Annotated in this window: 16 protein-coding genes; 1 reads left to right on the top strand and 15 read right to left on the bottom strand. The window is 63.1% G+C overall.

Annotation, left to right across the window (positions count from 1 at the left end; genetic code table 11):
* The 13 genes from M8Q45_RS09480 to M8Q45_RS09420 form a co-directional block, all read right to left on the bottom strand.
* Complete coding sequence (locus M8Q45_RS09480; RefSeq protein WP_249874482.1) at nt 1-777, bottom strand: amino acid ABC transporter permease; 777 nt, start codon at nt 775-777, stop codon at nt 1-3.
* 12 nt (nt 778-789) lie between these two features.
* Nucleotides 790-1596: an ABC transporter substrate-binding protein gene (locus M8Q45_RS09475; protein ID WP_249874481.1), complete on the bottom strand. Its 807-nt coding sequence runs from the start codon at nt 1594-1596 to the stop codon at nt 790-792.
* Nucleotides 1597-1672: 76 nt separating this feature from the next.
* The gene (locus tag M8Q45_RS09470; protein WP_249874480.1) at nt 1673-2341 is read right to left on the bottom strand and encodes a GntR family transcriptional regulator; all 669 of its coding nucleotides are present in this window, start codon (nt 2339-2341) and stop codon (nt 1673-1675) included.
* Nucleotides 2342-2563: 222 nt separating this feature from the next.
* Nucleotides 2564-3505: a helix-turn-helix domain-containing protein gene (locus tag M8Q45_RS09465; protein WP_249874479.1), complete on the bottom strand. Its 942-nt coding sequence runs from the start codon at nt 3503-3505 to the stop codon at nt 2564-2566.
* 181 nt (nt 3506-3686) lie between these two features.
* Nucleotides 3687-4448, bottom strand: a complete 762-nt coding sequence (locus M8Q45_RS09460; protein ID WP_249874478.1) for a 2-keto-4-pentenoate hydratase — start codon at nt 4446-4448, stop codon at nt 3687-3689.
* Nucleotides 4445-6052: a bifunctional 3-(3-hydroxy-phenyl)propionate/3-hydroxycinnamic acid hydroxylase gene (locus tag M8Q45_RS09455; RefSeq protein WP_249874477.1), complete on the bottom strand. Its 1608-nt coding sequence runs from the start codon at nt 6050-6052 to the stop codon at nt 4445-4447. The genes M8Q45_RS09460 and M8Q45_RS09455 overlap by 4 nt, the downstream gene beginning before the upstream one ends.
* A gap of 14 nt (nt 6053-6066) precedes the next feature.
* Nucleotides 6067-6918, bottom strand: a complete 852-nt coding sequence (locus M8Q45_RS09450) for an alpha/beta fold hydrolase (protein ID WP_249874476.1) — start codon at nt 6916-6918, stop codon at nt 6067-6069.
* A gap of 27 nt (nt 6919-6945) precedes the next feature.
* Complete coding sequence (locus tag M8Q45_RS09445) at nt 6946-7548, bottom strand: amino acid synthesis family protein (protein ID WP_249874475.1); 603 nt, start codon at nt 7546-7548, stop codon at nt 6946-6948.
* 13 nt (nt 7549-7561) lie between these two features.
* On the bottom strand, nt 7562-8011 hold the full coding sequence (locus M8Q45_RS09440) for a VOC family protein (RefSeq protein ID WP_249874474.1): 450 nt from the start codon (nt 8009-8011) through the stop codon (nt 7562-7564).
* An 11-nt stretch (nt 8012-8022) separates the two neighbouring features.
* On the bottom strand, nt 8023-9063 hold the full coding sequence (locus M8Q45_RS09435) for a VPS10 domain-containing protein (protein ID WP_249874473.1): 1041 nt from the start codon (nt 9061-9063) through the stop codon (nt 8023-8025).
* 13 nt (nt 9064-9076) lie between these two features.
* Nucleotides 9077-9871 carry an SDR family NAD(P)-dependent oxidoreductase gene (locus tag M8Q45_RS09430; RefSeq protein ID WP_249874472.1) on the bottom strand — a complete coding sequence of 265 codons (795 nt, stop codon included), beginning with the start codon at nt 9869-9871 and terminating at the stop codon, nt 9077-9079.
* 26 nt (nt 9872-9897) lie between these two features.
* Nucleotides 9898-11388 carry an aldehyde dehydrogenase family protein gene (locus M8Q45_RS09425; RefSeq protein WP_249874471.1) on the bottom strand — a complete coding sequence of 497 codons (1491 nt, stop codon included), beginning with the start codon at nt 11386-11388 and terminating at the stop codon, nt 9898-9900.
* A gap of 10 nt (nt 11389-11398) precedes the next feature.
* A complete protein-coding gene (locus M8Q45_RS09420; protein WP_249874470.1) occupies nt 11399-12940 on the bottom strand; it encodes an acetolactate synthase large subunit in 1542 nt (513 codons plus the stop codon).
* A 275-nt stretch (nt 12941-13215) separates the two neighbouring features.
* Between M8Q45_RS09420 and M8Q45_RS09415 the strand changes: the two genes are divergently transcribed.
* Entirely contained in the window at nt 13216-13968 is a 753-nt protein-coding gene (locus M8Q45_RS09415; protein ID WP_249874469.1) for an IclR family transcriptional regulator, read from the top strand.
* A 566-nt stretch (nt 13969-14534) separates the two neighbouring features.
* On the opposite strand, the gene M8Q45_RS09410 is transcribed toward M8Q45_RS09415, so the two are convergent.
* Together M8Q45_RS09410 and M8Q45_RS09405 are read right to left on the bottom strand one after the other, a co-directional pair.
* Nucleotides 14535-15860, bottom strand: coding sequence for an alginate export family protein (locus M8Q45_RS09410; RefSeq protein WP_249874468.1), 1326 nt, complete (start codon nt 15858-15860; stop codon nt 14535-14537).
* An 82-nt stretch (nt 15861-15942) separates the two neighbouring features.
* Nucleotides 15943-17292, bottom strand: a complete 1350-nt coding sequence (locus tag M8Q45_RS09405) for an aminotransferase class III-fold pyridoxal phosphate-dependent enzyme (RefSeq protein WP_249874467.1) — start codon at nt 17290-17292, stop codon at nt 15943-15945.
* Between the last annotated feature and the right edge of the window lie 11 nt (nt 17293-17303).

Raw genomic sequence — 17303 nt, 5'->3', positions numbered from 1 at the left:
TCAACGTGCCCTCAGCAGGTTAAGGGTGCTGCGACCGAACATCCGCATCGATGCCGGTGGCGGTGACGAGGGCCGGTCCGACTGGCCGAAGCGGGCCTCCAGCCAACGCTGGAAAAAGCCCCACAGGGTGGTCAGCAGCAGGAAATAAATCGCCACCACCAAATACAACTCGAACACCCGGAACGTCGCCGACGTGACCATCTGGGTACTGAGCAACAACTCCTGCACGCCGATCACGCTGACCAGCGTGGTGTTCTTGAGCATCACGTTGAACTCGTTACCCAGCGGCGGCACGATGACCCGGAACGCCTGGGGCAAGACGATGCGGCGCATCAGCTTGGCGAAGGTCATGCCCAGGGAGCGTCCGGCCTCGTATTGGCCCTTGTCCACCGCGCCGATGCCGGCGCGAATGATCTCGGCCATGTACGCGCCCTCGTTGAGGCCCAGGGCAATGATCGCTGCCTGGATATTGCCGGGGATCACCAGGCCAAAGAGTTCGATGTCTTCGAAGCGGAAGATCCCGCCGGCGGCCAGCGCCGTGTAGAGGAAGACGATCTGCACCAGCAGCGGCGTACCGCGCATCAGCCACACGTAAAAACGCACCGGCAGATGCAGCAACGGGTTCCTCGACAGCCGCAGCAGCGCGGCGGCCAATCCCAGCACGCAGCCCAGCAGCATCGCCAGCACACTGATCACGCAGGTCAGCCAGAGCCCGGTGAGGTACACCCCGCTGGGTTGCAGCAGGTACTGCCAGAACACATCCCAATTGAAATTCATCAAGGGTCTACCTCAATCAAGTGTGTCACTGGCGACATGCCATTTGCCGAGCAGTTGGCTGTAGCTGCCGTCGCCGCGCATGTCGCTGACGACTTGCTGCACGGCGGCGGTCAGTTGCGGATCGTCCTTGCGAATGCCCAGCCCGGTGAGAATCCGACTGAAGGCTGGCACGCCTTCCTCGAACAACTCGGGCGCCATTGCCGCGTAGTAACCGGCGGTTTCCACGGTGGTGCCATAGGCGTCGACCTGGCTGATGCGCAGGGCCTGGAAGGCATCGGTGTCGGTGTTGTAGACCACCAGTTTCATCGGCGGCTTGCCGGCCTTCGCCAGGCTTTCATTCTCGGCGTCGAGCAGGGTCTTGATGGTGGACCCGTTGAGCACCGCAACCTTGTGTCCGGAAAGATCCTTGAGCGTCTTGAGGCCCTTCGGATTGCCCTTGGGCACCACCACCGCCTGGCTGGAATACATGTAGTTGACGATGTCGATCACCTCACGGCGCTCGGGCTTGTCGAACAGTTGATCGACGATCATGTCGCACTGCCGGGCCAACAGCGCCGGCAACAATCCGGAGAACGGAATCACCCGCCACTCGACCTTCTTGTTGCCCAGGCGCTTGGCGATTTCCAGCCCCAGGTCCACGGTCAATCCCTTGGGTTTCTGCGCCTCGTCGAAGGACACCAGCGGCGGCGAGTCCATGCCCGAGCAGTAGACGAGTTTATCGGCCTTGAGCAGGCGCTCCGGGACAACGGGCGCGGCAGCCGCCCACTGAGCACAGAAACCCAAGGATAAAGCGGCGACCAACAGGCGAGGCTTATGCATGACCAGACACTCCAGTTCATTAATGACGGGCAGTACTCAAAGTCAAAACACGGGGTAGGTTCAGCGCCTACTCTCGTTATTTTTTCGATTGCAGGAACTCGATCAGTTCAGGAACGGTGCCTTCGATGTGCGCACGCACCACCGCCTCGGCCTTATCGGCATCGCCCGCACGCAGGGCATCGAGGATCAGCATGTGTTCCTGGCGCGCACTCAGGGGCTTTTCGACGTGCTGCAGCCACAGGCGCATGGGCGCTTCGATCAGCGAATAAAGCGCGCTGATCTGCTTCAGCAAGCGCGGTCGACCGCTGAGGCTGCACAGGTATTCATGGAAGGCGCGATGACGGCTGACCCACTCGGCGCTTTCCTCGCGATAGTCGTCCATCTCGTCCAGCAGGCGCTCCAGGGCGGCCAGTTGGCGTTCGCCGATTTTCGCCGTGGCAACGCGGACCGCCAGGCCTTCGAGGGCGCTGCGCATTTCAAAGACTTCGTGCAATTCGTCAATGTCCAGGCCACTGACCACCGCGCCGCGATTGGGCCGCAGCGTCACCAGCCCCTGGGCATCCAGGCGCCGGAAAGCCTCGCGCACCGGCATCCGGCTCATGCCGATCTCATTGGCGATGTCCTCGGCGATCAGCCGGTCACCCTTGCGCAGGCGACCGCCGCAAATGGCTTCGAGCAGGAAGTTGTAGGCTTCTTCTTCGGCGGTGATTGGCGCTCGTTCAGCGTAGGTCGGGGCAAACTGCATGGCAGCACCTTCTGCATTTTTGTATCCAATTATCCATGGATTCATAAAAGCAGAATGCGTGCCAACCGCACCGCTGGCTGTGCAAGGGATTGATTTTCAGGAATTTGTCGAAGAAAACCGCGAGCACGCTACAGGCTGGGTCGCAACCGGTGTGCTACCAAACAGCTCAGTGGGTGCCTTTTATGGGTGCAGGGCGGGATGGTTGGGTAACACTGCGGCCCATCAAGCCGGTGCCCGGGGTGTGTCCGAAGGCGACTCACCGAACAGTGCCCGGTAATGGGCGGCGAAGTGACTCAGGTGGAAAAAACCCATCGCCACGGCGATCTCGCTGACATTCAGTGCGGCCGCACGGGTGCTGATCAACCGTCGACGCACGGCGTTGAGCCGCAGGTTGCGCAGGTACTCCACCGGACGCATACCGGTGACGGCCTGGAAGCTGTTCTGCAGGGTCCGGCGGCTCACGCGCAGTTGCTCGCACAGGTCCAGGATGCTCAACGGTACTTCGGTGCTGGCCATGACCATTTCCTGGCAGCGCTTGACCAGGTAGGCATTGACGGCCACGTTGCCACGACGTCCACGCACCTCGTCCGAGGCGTGGTTGAACAGATCGAGGAAAGCGTTGAGCAGCACGTCTTCGAGGATTTTCTCCACGGCGGGGTTGACGGCGTCCGCTTGTTCCAAAAGGTGACGAAACAGCGGCTGGATCTGTTGCTGGACCCTCGACAGCACCGCTTCATCCACGCTGATTTGCGAAACGCTCTTCAAGCGCTTGAGCTGCTGGTCCGGCAACTCATAGGCCGCCAGCTTGGCAAAACGCACCGTGTCGACATTGGCCGCGAAGAAATGCGTGCCTTCCGGGGCGTGCAAGGTGAAATCCTCGCCATCGCGCAACAGCACGACGCTGTGGGCGCCGACTTGGTGCCCCTGGACCACCGGCGCGTTGCCCAGCGACAGGGCAATGCACAAGCGCCCTTTCGGCGCGCTACCGCGTTGCACCACGCGCTTGTCCAGCACCTCCTGGAAGATCTGGAAGCGCTCGGCGCACACCTGCCGCAATTCGCTGGACAGGCAGCCACGGCCGAGTTGGTCATAGACCTGCTGCCAGCCCAGGATCGAACCGGCGTGTTGCTGAGGATCATTGAAGGTACGGACTTCGGCGAACATGATCGTTGTTCCTCGGTGGATCTGTGCCTATACCTGAAGCTGCGCAGGAGCTGCGTAGGAGCTGCGTAGGAGCTGCCGAGCGAAGCGAGGCTGCGATCTTTCCCCAGACACTTGAATCTCAAGCGAAAGATCAAAAGATCAAAAGATCAAAAGATCAAAAGATCGCAGCCTTCGGCAGCTCCTACGGGAAGACCAAAGCCAATTCCGTGCCAAGCATGTGCAAGCGGTATTCAGCGGTCTTGATGTCCAACGGCGCCAACAACGACCCGGACAGCACCACCTGCCCCGCCTCAACGCATTGCCCGTCCGCCAGCAATCGCCGGATCAACCAACACAGGTTCGCCACCGGCGTGTCCTCGCGCGCCAGGACGTTTCCTTCGCCGCACGTCACCCCGTCGCATTCCAACCGATAGTTCACTTGGGACAATTGATCAGGAGTGAACCTCACCCGTGGCCCCAGGCAATACAGCCCCGCAGCGGCATTGTCGGCCAGAAACGCCCCGACGCCGAAACGCCAGCCCTGCCAGCGACAATCGGCAATCTCGAATGCCGGCGCGATCTCGGACACGGCGGCGAGTATGTCCTCGTCGCTGTAGAAACCCGGCACCAGCGTGCGCCCCAGGGCAAACGCCAGTTCGATTTCCAGCTTCGGCTGGATCAACCGGGCAAGCGGCACCGTACAGCCGGGCTCCAAGGCCATGGCGTCGGTCAACCCGCCCAATACCGGCTCATCAATACCAAAGCGCTCCTGCGCTGCGCGGCCGGCAAAGGCGACTTTCCACCCGGTCGATCGCTCGCCACCGGCCTGGCGTCGGCGCAATGCCTCGCGTTGCAAGGCATAACCCGCCGGCAGGTCGTAAGCCTCTGGCGCCAACGACGGTAACGCGTGTGCGGTCCGCCCGGCGTCGTGGAGCCGCACCAACACATCGTCTTCGTGCCTCATGACAATTGCTCCGCCAACTTGCGCAAGACCCCGTCGAGCCTTTCCGGCGTGGTGATCGCCGCGACAAACCGATCCGGCCGCACTACCACGATGCAATCACGCACCTTGGCAAACCACTCGCCCAGGCGATTGTCGACGTCTTCGATGCAGATGGCGCCGCTGGCCGACAAGGGTTGGTTGCGCCCCGCACCACTGCGCGAGCGATTGATCTGGATGAAGCGAGTACCCCAGCGCGCCCAGTAGGCGGCGGTGTCTTCACCCAGGTGCGCCGCCGGATTGACCCGATAACCGAGCACCGCGTACGAGTGTCCCAGCACGTCGTCCAGATGCCGACGTTGTCCCTGGGCATCCTCCACGGCCGGCTGGATGAACAGTTGCCCGACCAGATCATCCTCATGCAGCTCGGCACGCTCGTGATAGACCAGACCTTTGGTGATGGTCGCCTTGGGCTTGAACTTGAATTCGAGCAAGTGCGAGCGAAGGTTGTCGACGCTGTTCACGGCCTGGAACAGCCAGTCCCGCACGCCGGCCATCAGCGGGTTGGTCAGCCCCAGCACCGCGCCCATGTTGTCGGCCAGCGCAATGAGGTCCGTCGCATGGCCGCGACGTTCCTGGTCGTAGCTGCCGAGGATCGACGGCGACGCCCGGCCCTGGAGAATCGCCGCCAGCTTCCACGCCACGTTGACCACGTCCCGCAGCCCCGAATTGAGCCCCTGCCCGGCCCACGGCGGGGAAATGTGCGCCGCGTCGCCCACCAGGGCCACGCGCCCCTCGACGAAACGCGCCGCCACGCGGGAATTGTGGGTGTAGGCGCGGATCCGGATGATCTCCAATTGATCGACGGCCTCGCCGATATGACCCCGGATCAACGTGCGGATCGTCGCCTCTTCGCACATGCGGGCCTCGTCCTCGCCTTCCAGCAGCATGAACTCCCAGCGCCGCTGCTGGTACGGCAAATAGATGCAGACGAAGGGTCGCTGGGGATCGGCGTGCAATGCCGTATAAGGCGCATCCAGGGTGTCGTTGGCCGTGTCCACCACCACCCATTTGCGCGGATGGGTCAGCCCCAGCAGCTCGATTCCGAGTTTCTTGCGCACGCTGGAACGCCCGCCGTCGGCGCCGATCACGTACTGCGCCTGCAGCTGATACAGCTCACCCTGGGCATCGCGCACCTGCAAGGTCACGCCCTGGTCGTCCTGTTCCAGGTCGAGCATTTCATGGCCTTGGCGCAGATCGACACCCGGGTGCTTGCCCAACTGCTCACGCAAGGTCCCTTCAAGCAGCTGCTGCATGAAGATGTTGCGCATCGGCCAGCCGTAGTGGGCCGTGCTCGGCTTGACCTCGGCAAAGCACACGCCGCGCGCATTGTAGTAACGCAGGGGCACGTTGCAGATCATGTCCCGCGCAGCCAGCTCCGCGATGCCGATGCCTTGCAACACGCGCAGCGCTTCATCGTCCATGCCCACCGCCCGGGGATACGGCAGGATGCCCTCGGCCAATTCGAGGACGATGCAGTCGATCCCGTACAGCCCCATGTAATGCGCCGCCGTGATCCCGTTCGGGCCGCCGCCCACGATGACGACCTGGGTTTTGTCCTGCTTCATCGCTATCCACCGCTCTATTGTTGTAATTGCAAGAGTTGGCCGCGCAGGTAATCCGCGACGACCTGGTTGAACACTTCGCCCTGGTCGTCATGGACATAATGGCTGGCGTCGGCGACTTCCGCTGTCTGCACCTGCGCATTGGCCTCCCGCATCGCCTCCAGGGTTGCCAATGGGAGAAAATCCGAACGCACGCCACGAATGAACAGCGTCGGGCAATCCAGCGCTCGCACCGCTGGCCACAGGTCAGTCGGCGTAATGCTCAGGCGCGCCTCGGCAATGCCTTTCTGGTCGTGACGCCATTCGATGCCTTCAGGCGTTTGCTTCATCGAGTAGGCTAACCGGGAGGCCAGGCCCTCGGCCGACAAGCCCGGTCGCGATTGCCGCCAGAATTGCGCGGCACTGTCCCAGTCTGGAAACAGCAGCGGCGTCTGGCTCATTTCGCGGCGGATACGCTCGGCGCCCTCGCCGCGGATCGACGAGCCGGGGCCGATGTCCTCGATCACCAGCGCTTGCAGCCGTCCGGGATTGAGCCGGGCGTATTCCAGCGCGTTGGTCCCGCCAAGGGAATGCCCCACCAGGACAAAACGCTCCAGCCCCAAGTGAGCGACCCAGTCTTCCAGGTCGCTCACATAGGCTTCGGTGCGATAGCTGGAAGCCTCGCCCCAATCGCTCTGACCACGGCCGCGCTGGTCCAGGGCATGGCAGCAATAATGCTCGCCCAGCGCATCGGCCAAGGGCGCCCAGGTCTGGGCGAAGGAGCGCAACCCGTGGAGCAGCAGGACCGGAATGCCGGACGGGTTGCCCCACCGCACGTAATGCAGGCGCATGCCCGATCGATTGCTGAAAAACTGACTGTTTGCAGACATTGGTCGTTCCCCCGCGATCAGCACGCCTCAATACAGGCCGTCATTGCCCTTGACGTCCGCCGCCTGCAGGCCGCCCAGGCGCGCATGCAAACGCCCGCGCGTGGCAAAGGCCCAGATGATGACCAACTCGTCCGCCGCCGGACCGTCGCCGAACGACAGCGAAATGCTGTCGTAGTGGGAACGGACATACAGCGCGTCCTTGTGGGCCAGCGGCACGTCGATGGTCACGCCAGGCCCGCCACGCTTGCCGGTGGACGGCACCCAGGACTTGCCGCCGCTCAGCGCACCCCGGATCGGATCCGCGGCCGGGTTGGTCAGCAACGCATTGCCATGCTCGTATTCGCCCTGGCTGCCCACCAGGCACGCCTTGCCGTAGCTGACGATCTCGCGCTGCCCAGCCATTACCCGAATGCGTCGGCCAAACTCCTGGCCCAACAACGGCGAAGGCTCGACCAGCTCCGCCAGGCTTTCGCTGAAGCGTCCGGCATACGGGTTGGCGATCACCGCGCCGATGGCGTATTTGAACAACGGCTCGCCATCGGCCAACTGGCCGGTTTCGTTGGCCAGGGTTTCCTCGACGAAGCTGTACCATTTGCGGATGTGATAGCTGGCGAAATTCGCGGTTTTCATGACAGGAGTCTCATCAAAGTGGATCGAGATTGAAATGCCGGCTGGGCGCGCCAGCGGCCTTGAAGCGGGCCTTGCCGCGCGCGTCGTCGTGTTCGGACTCGAGGAAGAATTCCATGCGGTTGCCGTCGGGGTCGTTGAAGTACACGCCATTGCCGATCTCGTGATCGGTGATCTTCACCACCTCGACGCCCTTGCTCAGCAACATGCCGTAGAGCTTGCGCAAGGTGGTCATGTCCCCAGCGATTTCCAGCCCGTAGTGCTGCAGCCCCAGGCCGCCCTGATGCGCGCCGGGCGCTGCCTGGATCAGCGCGATGTCGTGATGCTTGGCACCGAATGCCATCATGATCCAGCTTTCTCCCCGGGCACTTTCATGCATGCCCAGCACGTCGGCGTACCAATGTGCCGACGCTTCAGGGTCGCTCACGAACAACGACAGGTGAGTACGAACGACTTCGACTTTCATCGCGCGATACCTCAGTTTTTCTTGACGATGGATTGATGCCCGGACTTGATCTGCGCCACGGCGGGCGTCCAGAGCACATCAGCAATTTCGCTGAATTCACGCCACTGCTTCTGCCAGCCATCACCGCCGTTCTCGGACGTGAACAAATGGCCGTACTTGGTGCCGGCGACGATCTGCCGAGGATTGGCCGGGTTCAAGGCAATTGCCCAGACACAGGAGTTGGGTTGTTGCGGCAGCGGCAGCACTTCCCAACTGACGGCAGCGTCCCTTGAAACGAGGACTTTGCTGGTCGTGCCCGGGGTGCCGTCGGAAATGCTCAGGTAAAGGGTGTCTTCGCTGCCCAGCGCGGCATTCATGGCCCGCACGTAATACAGGCCGAAGGCTTCCCGGGCGATGATCCCGGTCCAGGTCTGCCCTTCGTCGAGGCTGCGGTAGACCGCGTTGACGCAGACCACCACGATGACTTTCTGCCCGTGGTTGGGCAGGACCAGGATGTTGTGCACGTCCGAGTTGTAGTCCCACAGCAAGCGGTCATCGACACGGGTCCAGCTGTCGCCACCGTCGCGACTGTGGAACAACCCGCCCTCTTCCAGGCCGAACCAGAGCTGGTTGCGATCCGTCGGGTCGTAGGCGAAGGCCAGCAAGCGCGGCCGGCTGACGCCGTCGCAGAATTCCGGGATCTCCACCGGGGCACGGTCCCAGCTTTCGCCGCCGTCGAGGGTGCGCCAGAGCACGGCGCGGGAAGGCGCGCCGGTGCCGACGAAAATGCGCCGTGCATCCTGGGGATCCACCGCGACTTTCCAGACAGTCTGCCCATTGAACGGCGAATCCACTCGCTGCCAATGGCCGCCGGTGTCGCGGCTGACGCACAGACCGATATCGGTACCGGCGTAGATCACTTCAGGCGTATCGGGATGGACACTCAGGGACCGGGTGATCGCATCGAATTCCAGGTCCTGGCCCAGGCCCAAGCGATGCCAGGTACGGCCATCGTCGGCACTGCGGATGACCGCCTGCCCCACGGTGGCGACCAAAAGGGTTCCGTTACTCATCACGGGTTGCTCCTCAAATGAAGATGCCACGGGTCAAGCCGCCATCGATGCCAATGGACTCCCCCGTCACGGCGCCGGCCTTGGGGGATGCGAGGAAACCGATCAGCCAGCCCATCTCGATGGGCGCCAGGGTGCGCCGGATCGGCGTCGCGTCGATGTAGCCCTGCTCCACCTGCGCGGGGGTCTTGCCCTGCTTGACGCCTTCGCGCTCATACAGCTCTTGGATATGCGGGGTGTCGACCACGCCGGGGTGGATCAGGTTGACGGTGATGCCGGCAGGGCCCAACTGGTCGGACAGAGTCTTGGTCATGTGGGCGATGGCCAGGTTGCGCATGCCCGAAAGCACCTTGCTCCCACGCCCGGTCAGGCCGCCAATGTTGATGATCCGTCCGAAGCCACCGGCCTTCATGTGCGGGGTCACGGCCTTGGCGCAACGGAAATAGCCGATCACCTTGGTGTTGAGGTCCGAGAGCAACTCATCGTCGCCGGCATGTTCGATGTCGTTGCGCACCACACCGGATGGGGCCGCGGCGCCGTTGACCAGGATGTCGATGCGGCCAAAATGCTTGTGGGCCGCCTCGACCATGTCGGACACGGCCGACATCTGGTTGGTGTCACAGAACAACGGCAGCACCTCGTTGCCGGTTTCGGCGGTGATTTCCTCGGCGGCCTGCTGGAGAAACTCCATGCGCCGGGCGCAGATCACCACCTTGCAACCTTCCTGGGACAGAAAACGCGCGACTTCCTTGCCGATGCCCATGCCACCGCCGGTGACGATGGCCACACGGCCCTTCAATTCCAGATCCATAGCAGTTCCTCTTGTGATTGTTCGGCTCAGGCCAGATCGACGAAGACACTTTTGGTTTCGGTGTAGGCATCGATCACGTTCTTGCTCATTTCCCGACCCCAGCCGGATTGCTTGTAGCCACCGAAGGGCGAAGCCGGGTCAACGACGTTCCAGCAGTTGATCCACACCGAGCCGGCCTTCAACTGCGCGGCCACGCGGTGGGCGGAACGCAAGTCACGGGTCCACAGGCCAGCGGCCAAGCCGTAAGGCGAGTCGTTGGCGCGCAGCACCAGTTCGTCGATGTCGGTCCAGCTCATGACGGTCAATACCGGGCCGAAGATTTCTTCCCGGGCGACACAGGCGCGCTCGGCGCGATCGAGAAACACGCTGGGGCGGATGAAATGGCCGCGTTCAAGATGGGCTGGCCGGTCGCCGCCGCAGATCAGCTCCGCGCCTTCCTCCTGGCCCCGATGCAAGTAACCACGCACCGTGCCCAACTGCCGGGCCGAGACCAGCGGGCCCATGCTGCTGGCCGGATCCAGCCCCGGCCCCAGGACATGGGCGGCCGCATGGCGCTGGAGTTCTTCAAGCACTGGGTCAAGGACGCTGGCATGCACATACAGGCGCGATCCGGCGGTGCAGACCTGGCCCTGGTTGTAGAAGATGCCATCGGCGGCACCCTTGGCGGCGCGGACGATGTCGGCGTCCGGCAGGATGATGTTGGGGGACTTGCCGCCCAATTCCAGCGAGACCTTTTTCATGTTGCCCGTGGCCGCCTGGGCGATCAGCCGGCCCACCTGGGTCGAGCCGGTGAAGGCGATCTTGTCCACGTCCGGGTGCTGGGCCAGCGGTGCGCCGGTCTGGGCGCCGAGACCGGTGAGCAGGTTGACCACCCCGGCCGGGAAACCGGCGGCCTCGATCAATTGCACCAGGCGAATCGCGACCAGGGGCGTCTGTTCGGCGGGCTTGAGCACCGCGACACAACCGGTCGCCAGCGCCGGGCCGAGCTTCCACACGCACATGGTCAGCGGGAAGTTCCACGGCACGATCAACGCGCAGACACCCACCGGCTCGCGCAAGGTGTAGTTGAGCATCGGTGCGCCGCTGGAAGGCGATATCGGCAGGGTGCTGCCTTCGATCTTCGTCGGCCAACCGGCGAAGTAGCGAATGATGTTGGCGGCGCTGGCCGCTTCGCCCCGGGCTGCTGCGATTGGCTTGCCGTTTTCCAGGGTGATCAGTTGCGCCAGTTCCTCGCGATGCTGGTCGAGCAGTTCCGCCAGGCGAAACAACAGCAACCCGCGCTGGGCCGGCGAATGTTGCGCCCAGGCACCGGTGAAGGCTGCACGGGCGGCGGCGACAGCAGCGTCCACGTCACGCTCGCCGCCGGCGGCCACCTCGGCCAGGGTGTGTTCAGTGGCCGGGTTTTCCACGGCAAACCGGCGGCCATCGGCCGCGTCCTGCCAGGTGCCGCCGATGAACAGGCGCCCGGGTTGCGACAGGAACTGCTCGACCGCAGGTAATAACTCAATCGGGTTCATATCCCCTCCTTCACAGCGCCATTTCAATCAGGCAAGGACCACCGTCGGCCTTGGCGTTGGCCAAGGCGCGCTGCAACTCGCCGTTGGTGTGCACGGTGCTGGCCGGCAAACCGTAGCCTCTCGCCAGGGCCTTCCAATCAATGCGTGGGCGATCCAGCACCGTCAGGCTCAGGGCTTCGGGGCCCAATTCGGTCATGCCGAAGCGGCGCAACTCGTTCTGCAAGATGGCGTAGCGGTGGTTGGCCGCGATCAGGATCACCACCGGCAGTTGCTCCCGGGCGATGCTCCACAAGGTCTGGATGGTGTACTGCGCGCTGCCGTCCGATTGCAGGCAGAACACCTTGTTGCCACGCTCGGCCATCGCGGCGCCAAAGCCCACCGGGATGCCCTGGCCGATGGCCCCGCCGGTGTTGGTCAAGACCCGATGCCGCGCGGCATGGGCCGAGGCGGTGAAGAACGGATAGCCGCATGTCCCGCCTTCCACCGAAACGATGCTGTCGTCCGGCAACGAGGCGGCCAATACCTGCCCTACCGACTGCGGCGTCAGTTCCGCCTCGGCGGCAGGCAATTCGATGCCCATCGACGTGGGCACATGGGCCGGTGCCTCAAGCGCATCGGCCAACGCGGTGAGCGCCCCGGCCACGTCGTCTCCCACCTCGGCCAGGCACAGCAGGCGGTCACGCTCGGCCAGCCGGGAGGCAATGCCTTCGTAGCCGAAGTAGCTGATGGGTTCGGGGACGCCTGCGCACACCACCGCGTCGTATTGGTCGAGGATCTCGATGGCCACTTCGGGGAAGTACGGCAGGCGATCCAGGTCGGGCAGGCCGCCACCGCGATAGCTCATGCGCGGAAAGGTCTCGGCGAACATCCGCACGCCCGCCAACTGGGCCAAGCGCCCCGCCGCTTCCAGGCCTGCGACGGACAAGCCCTGGTCGCCGACGATAAATACCAGGCGCCGGCCATCACGCAAGGCCTGGGCGACCGCCTCGATCCGGTCACCGGCAAAACGCCGGATCGGGGCCTGCAACGCCGTGAACGCGCTTTCGTGTTGCACGGCATTGGCTTGCAGGTCCATCGGCAGGATCAGGCTGGCGATCTGGCCCTTGGCTTGCCAGGCGGCACGTACCGCCTCCTGCAAATCCTCCCCGACACCCGATGCCGTGCGCGACGTGCGCACCCACCCGGATACGCTCCCGGCCAACGCCTGGATGTCACTGGCCAGCGGCGGATCGTAGTTGACGTGCCAGGACGCGTGGTCGCCAATGACGTTGACGATCGGGGTGTTGGCGCGGCGGGCGTTGTGCAGGTTGGCAATGCCATTGGCAAAGCCTGGCCCCAGGTGCGTCAGGGTCATCGCCGGCTTGCCGGCAATGCGCCCGTAGCCGTCGGCGGCGCCGGTGCAGACCCCCTCGAACAACGACAACACCGGCTTGAGGGCTGGCCCGCTGGCCATGGCCGCCACCAGGGGGATTTCAGTCGTCCCGGGATTGGCGAAGCAGTATTCGATACCGCTCGCCACCGCCGCCTTCACTATCAGTTGCGCACCATTCATTTCCAGCCCTCTTCATCGAGCGTTTGCAATGGCTGAGATTTATCACACAGCGAAATCGACAAAACAAGCTATTTTTTACACATAAACTCGTATTTTGAGATTTATGTGTATTTATGACGGATTTATCCCAGTCGATTAACTTGCATTTCTCAAATCTTGAGTTACCGTGACAGCGCGCTACAGACCGACCCTGCGGGCTTTTCATCATCGATGGGTCTACCTATAGTGCTCACCCAAACGGCCACCCACGCGCCACTCCACCCTTTAGGAGCGAAATGAGCAGCTTGAGCAAGATGCTGAGCGTCCTGGACCTCTTCGGCCCGGATCGACTGAAGATCGACCCCGACACCATTGCCGAGCGCATGGGCCTGTCCCGGGCGACCGTGTACCGCTACGTGAAGGACTTGTGTGACGCTGGCCTGCTGGTGCGAGTGGATGCCGGCAGCTACAGCCTGGGGCCGCGGATCATCGAGCTCGACTGGATGATGCGGCAGTACGATCCGATCCTCGTCGCCGGCCGCGAGCTGATGCACGAGCTGTCCGAACGAACCGGCCTGGCGGTGTTCGCCAGCGTTTTCTATGACGGCCACATCATCAACACCTACATCGCCGAGCCCGACGACACCTACCAGTTCTCGTTCGGCCGCGGCCATCCGCTGCCGTTTTTCCGGGGTGCGCAGTCCAAGGTGTTGATCGCGTTCCAGAAAGGTCGACGCTTGCAGCGCCTGTTCGAAGAACACCTGGCCAACGAGCCCGACAATCCCTATGACTGGCCGGGTTTTTCCAAGGCGACGAAAAAGATCCGCAAGGACGGTTATTGCCTGACCCACGACGAACTCAACCAAGGGCTGACCGGTATCGCGGCACCGATCATCCACCCCGGGCTCGACGAAGTGGTGGGCAGCCTTTCCGCCGTGGGCAGCACTGACAGCTTCAAATTGCTGCGTCAGGAGACCGTGATCGAAATGGTGATGGACACGACCCGGCGGATTGCCGAGCGGATGCAGCATCCGCCTGCTGTCGGCTAGAAACCGGCGGTGCGGCCATACCGCTGCCCCGTAGGCGCTGTCGAGCGAAGCGAGGCTGCGATCTTTTCGCCTACCATCGAGTCTCAAGCGAAAGATCAAGATCAAGATCAAGATCAAGATCAAAAGATCGCAGGCTTCGCCAGCTCCTACAGAGCCCCGTAGGCGCTGTCGAGCGAAGCGAGGCTGCGATCTTTTCGCCTACCATTGAGTCTCAAGCGAAAGATCAAGATCAAGATCAAGATCAAGATCAAAAGATCGCAGGCTTCGCCAGCTCCTACAGAGCCCCGTAGGAGCTGTCGAGCGAAGCGAGGCTGCGATCTTTTCGCCTACCATTGAGTCTCAAGCGAAAGATCAAGATCAAGATCAAGATCAAAAGATCGCAGGCTTCGCCAGCTCCTACAGAACCCCGTAGGAGCTGTCGAGCGAAGCGAGGCTGCGATCTTTTCGCCTACCATTGAGTCCTGAGCGAAAGATCAAGATCAAAAGATCGTCCGAACGCGGCCCGAGCCTTCGCCAGCTCCTACAGACCCCAGCGGGAGCAAGCTCCCTCGCCACAGGGTTTAGTCTCAAAACGGCACGGCCACCGTTACCTGGCTGTAGACGTTGGTGCCATTGCCGCTCACTTGATTGCCCCCCGTCGCTGCATCCCGGTCCGGCTTGTAGAGGCCGATCAGCGGCGTGACGATCAAGTACTGGTTCACGGCCCACTCGGCATAGAAATCCAGCTCACGGGCATCCAGGTTCAAGGCGTTGTCCTTGCGCACCGTGTTGAAATCGAAGTACAGCGCACCGAGGGTCAGGTTCTCCAATGGCGTAGCCTTCAGGCCGAGGTGGTGAATGCCGCTGTTGCTGTTGAACGGCCCGGCATAGTTACCCGCGACTTCGCCCTGGAACCAGGTGCCATAACCGGTACTTTGGCCGGTGAACAACGAGTCCCACTTCTGGGAATAGCGGGTATAGCGATAGGTCAGTTTCGGCGCCCAGGCGATGTCCGCGAAGGTGTAGCCGGCCTCGGCGTACCAGGCGTTCTGCGGGCCAGCGTCCTTGTCCTGCCAGGCGTATTCGAAGACCAGGCTGGCATTTTCGATACCGGCGTCGCCTTCACCGCGAATGCTATAGACGTCCATGCCCTTGCGTTGCCGCTGGAAATCGCTGGCCCAGCGGTCGTTGACATCGATGCCATGCACCCAGGTCAGCCCCAACGTGCCGGCCTTGGCGGTGTAGTCCAGCGTGCCCGCCGCCAGTTCGGTTTCGGCCTGGGCGCGGTTGTCTGACTTGAGCCACGCCATGCTGCCGTGCAGCCCTTCCTGCCCACCCAGGCGCAACACGGCGGTTTGATCGAACGCGTGCCGAGCGGCAAGGTAATAGGCGCCACCGCGATTCAGGCGTCCGTCTGCCGGCCCCTTCCCCAGGTTCGGTCCGTCATCGTTGATCAGGAAGCCCCTGCCCAGCTTGACGACCTGCCGCCCGCCGGAGATATCGACACCGTCCTGCCCCAGCAACGGGAAAAGATCGGCGGAGCGCCAGCCCAGGTAGGCGTCCTCGATTTTTGTCGTGCGCTCGCTGCCCAGCGTATTGCCGGCCGCGTCGCCATCGCCCCAGGTGGCGGAGCTGACCAGGCTGAACGCGCCATAGGCGGTGCCCTGGCCGGCGAGGCCCTGGTCACCGCTCACGCCATATTTGATGAAGCCTTCGCGCCAGGTCGAACCGCCCGGCCTGCCGTCATAATTCTTGCGGCTATTGAAGTGGCCGAACACCGCCAGCAGGTCGGCGTTGAGGTGAGTGTCGTCATCGGCATACAGCTCGTAAGCCTGGACCTGATTGGCGGCATAGAACGCCAACGTGCAGGCCAGGCCACTGCCGAAAAATCCCATACGCGATAGAGACCGCATGGCTTGAACTCCTTGAGGTGCGCCTTGACAGGCTGTTTTTATAGTGGGAAGCCGGCACCGCAAACGGCGCCGGCTGGCCGGGCTAGCGGCAGTTGGCGAGCGCGTCGTCCAGCGCGCCGACCATCACGCCGGCCTCGTCGGATGTGAGGGTCAACGGTGGCGACAGGACGATCTTGTTGCCGATCGGGCGCACCAGCACGCCGGCCCGGCGCGCATGCTCGGCAATCCGCGACGCCAGGCCGTTGGCGGGATCCAGCGGTTCACGGGTGACCTTGTTCGCCACCAGATCGAGGGCAATCATCAGGCCCTTGCCGCGCGCTTCGCCGACCAGCGCATGGCGTTCGGCCAACGGCTGCAATTGTTCCAGCAACTGGGCGCCAACCTTGCCGGCGTTGCCCGGCAGGTCCTCGGCCTCGACGATGTCCAGCACCGCCAGCGCTGCGGCGCACGCCGTCGGGTGTCCGCTGTAGGTGTAGCCGTGCATGATCACGCTGGTGAAACCCGGGCCGTTCTCGATGGCATCGACGATGCGCTGGTTGAACACCGTGGCGCCCATGGGGATGTAACCGGCGGTGATGCCCTTGGCCAGGCACAGCACGTCCGGCGCGACGCCCCAACCGCGACTGCCGAGCATGCAGCCGGTGCGGCCAAAGCCGGTGACGACTTCATCGGCGATCAGCAGGATGCCGTGGCGATCACACACCTCACGCAGCTTTTTCCAATAATCGGCAGGTGGCACGATCACGCCACCGGCGCCCTGCACCGGCTCGGCGATCAGCGCCGCGATGGTCTGGGCGCCAAGCAAGGCGATCTGGTCTTCCAACTGGCGAATGCAGTGGGCGGTCAATTCCTGCGGGTCGCGGCAGTCCCAGGGATTGCGGTACAGCCACGGCGTATCGAGCAAATGGCAGCCGGCCAACAACGGCCCATGGTTGTAGTGATAGACGCCGTTGCCGCCCACGGAGGTGCCGCCCATATGCACGCCATGGTAGCCATTGCGCAACGACAGGAAGCGCGTGCGCCCCGGCTCACCACTGGCGATCCAGTACTGGCGGGCCATTTTCAGGGCCGTCTCGACCGCGTCCGAACCGCCGGAACTGAACAACACCCGCGCCATGTCTTCCTGGGCGAACATCGACGTGAGTCGTTCGGCCAGGTCAAACACCCGAGGGTGGGCGATGCCGTCGAAAGTCTGGTAATACGCCAACTCGTCCATTTGTGCGGCAATGGCCGCCTTCACTGAAGCGCGGTTGTGCCCCACGTTCACGTTCCACAAGCCGCCGACGCCATCGAGCATGCGGTGGCCGTCGATATCGGTGATGTAGTTACCGTCGCCACGGGCGATGACCAAGGTCTTGGAGCGGTTGGCCGGCGCCGAGGAACTCATCGGGTGCCAGAATTTCTTTTGCGCTGTCTTGTAGTGCTCGTACATGGTTGCAGTCC

Source organism: Pseudomonas sp. T1.Ur, from assembly GCF_023516725.1.
GTDB lineage: Bacteria > Pseudomonadota > Gammaproteobacteria > Pseudomonadales > Pseudomonadaceae > Aquipseudomonas > Aquipseudomonas alvandae.
This window is presented reverse-complemented; position numbering and strand designations above follow the sequence as displayed.

Coding starts and splice junctions, on each gene's coding strand:
- M8Q45_RS09440 (WP_249874474.1), bottom strand. CDS start 8,011: ATGAAAGTCGAAGTCGTTCGTACTCACCTGTCGTTGTTCGTGAGCGAC.
- M8Q45_RS09455 (WP_249874477.1), bottom strand. CDS start 6,052: ATGAAGCAGGACAAAACCCAGGTCGTCATCGTGGGCGGCGGCCCGAAC.
- M8Q45_RS09405 (WP_249874467.1), bottom strand. CDS start 17,292: ATGTACGAGCACTACAAGACAGCGCAAAAGAAATTCTGGCACCCGATG.
- M8Q45_RS09470 (WP_249874480.1), bottom strand. CDS start 2,341: ATGCAGTTTGCCCCGACCTACGCTGAACGAGCGCCAATCACCGCCGAA.
- M8Q45_RS09450 (WP_249874476.1), bottom strand. CDS start 6,918: ATGTCTGCAAACAGTCAGTTTTTCAGCAATCGATCGGGCATGCGCCTG.
- M8Q45_RS09435 (WP_249874473.1), bottom strand. CDS start 9,063: ATGAGTAACGGAACCCTTTTGGTCGCCACCGTGGGGCAGGCGGTCATC.
- M8Q45_RS09425 (WP_249874471.1), bottom strand. CDS start 11,388: ATGAACCCGATTGAGTTATTACCTGCGGTCGAGCAGTTCCTGTCGCAA.
- M8Q45_RS09460 (WP_249874478.1), bottom strand. CDS start 4,448: ATGAGGCACGAAGACGATGTGTTGGTGCGGCTCCACGACGCCGGGCGG.
- M8Q45_RS09480 (WP_249874482.1), bottom strand. CDS start 777: ATGAATTTCAATTGGGATGTGTTCTGGCAGTACCTGCTGCAACCCAGC.
- M8Q45_RS09475 (WP_249874481.1), bottom strand. CDS start 1,596: ATGCATAAGCCTCGCCTGTTGGTCGCCGCTTTATCCTTGGGTTTCTGT.
- M8Q45_RS09465 (WP_249874479.1), bottom strand. CDS start 3,505: ATGTTCGCCGAAGTCCGTACCTTCAATGATCCTCAGCAACACGCCGGT.
- M8Q45_RS09445 (WP_249874475.1), bottom strand. CDS start 7,548: ATGAAAACCGCGAATTTCGCCAGCTATCACATCCGCAAATGGTACAGC.
- M8Q45_RS09430 (WP_249874472.1), bottom strand. CDS start 9,871: ATGGATCTGGAATTGAAGGGCCGTGTGGCCATCGTCACCGGCGGTGGC.
- M8Q45_RS09410 (WP_249874468.1), bottom strand. CDS start 15,860: ATGCGGTCTCTATCGCGTATGGGATTTTTCGGCAGTGGCCTGGCCTGC.
- M8Q45_RS09415 (WP_249874469.1), top strand. CDS start 13,216: ATGAGCAGCTTGAGCAAGATGCTGAGCGTCCTGGACCTCTTCGGCCCG.
- M8Q45_RS09420 (WP_249874470.1), bottom strand. CDS start 12,940: ATGAATGGTGCGCAACTGATAGTGAAGGCGGCGGTGGCGAGCGGTATC.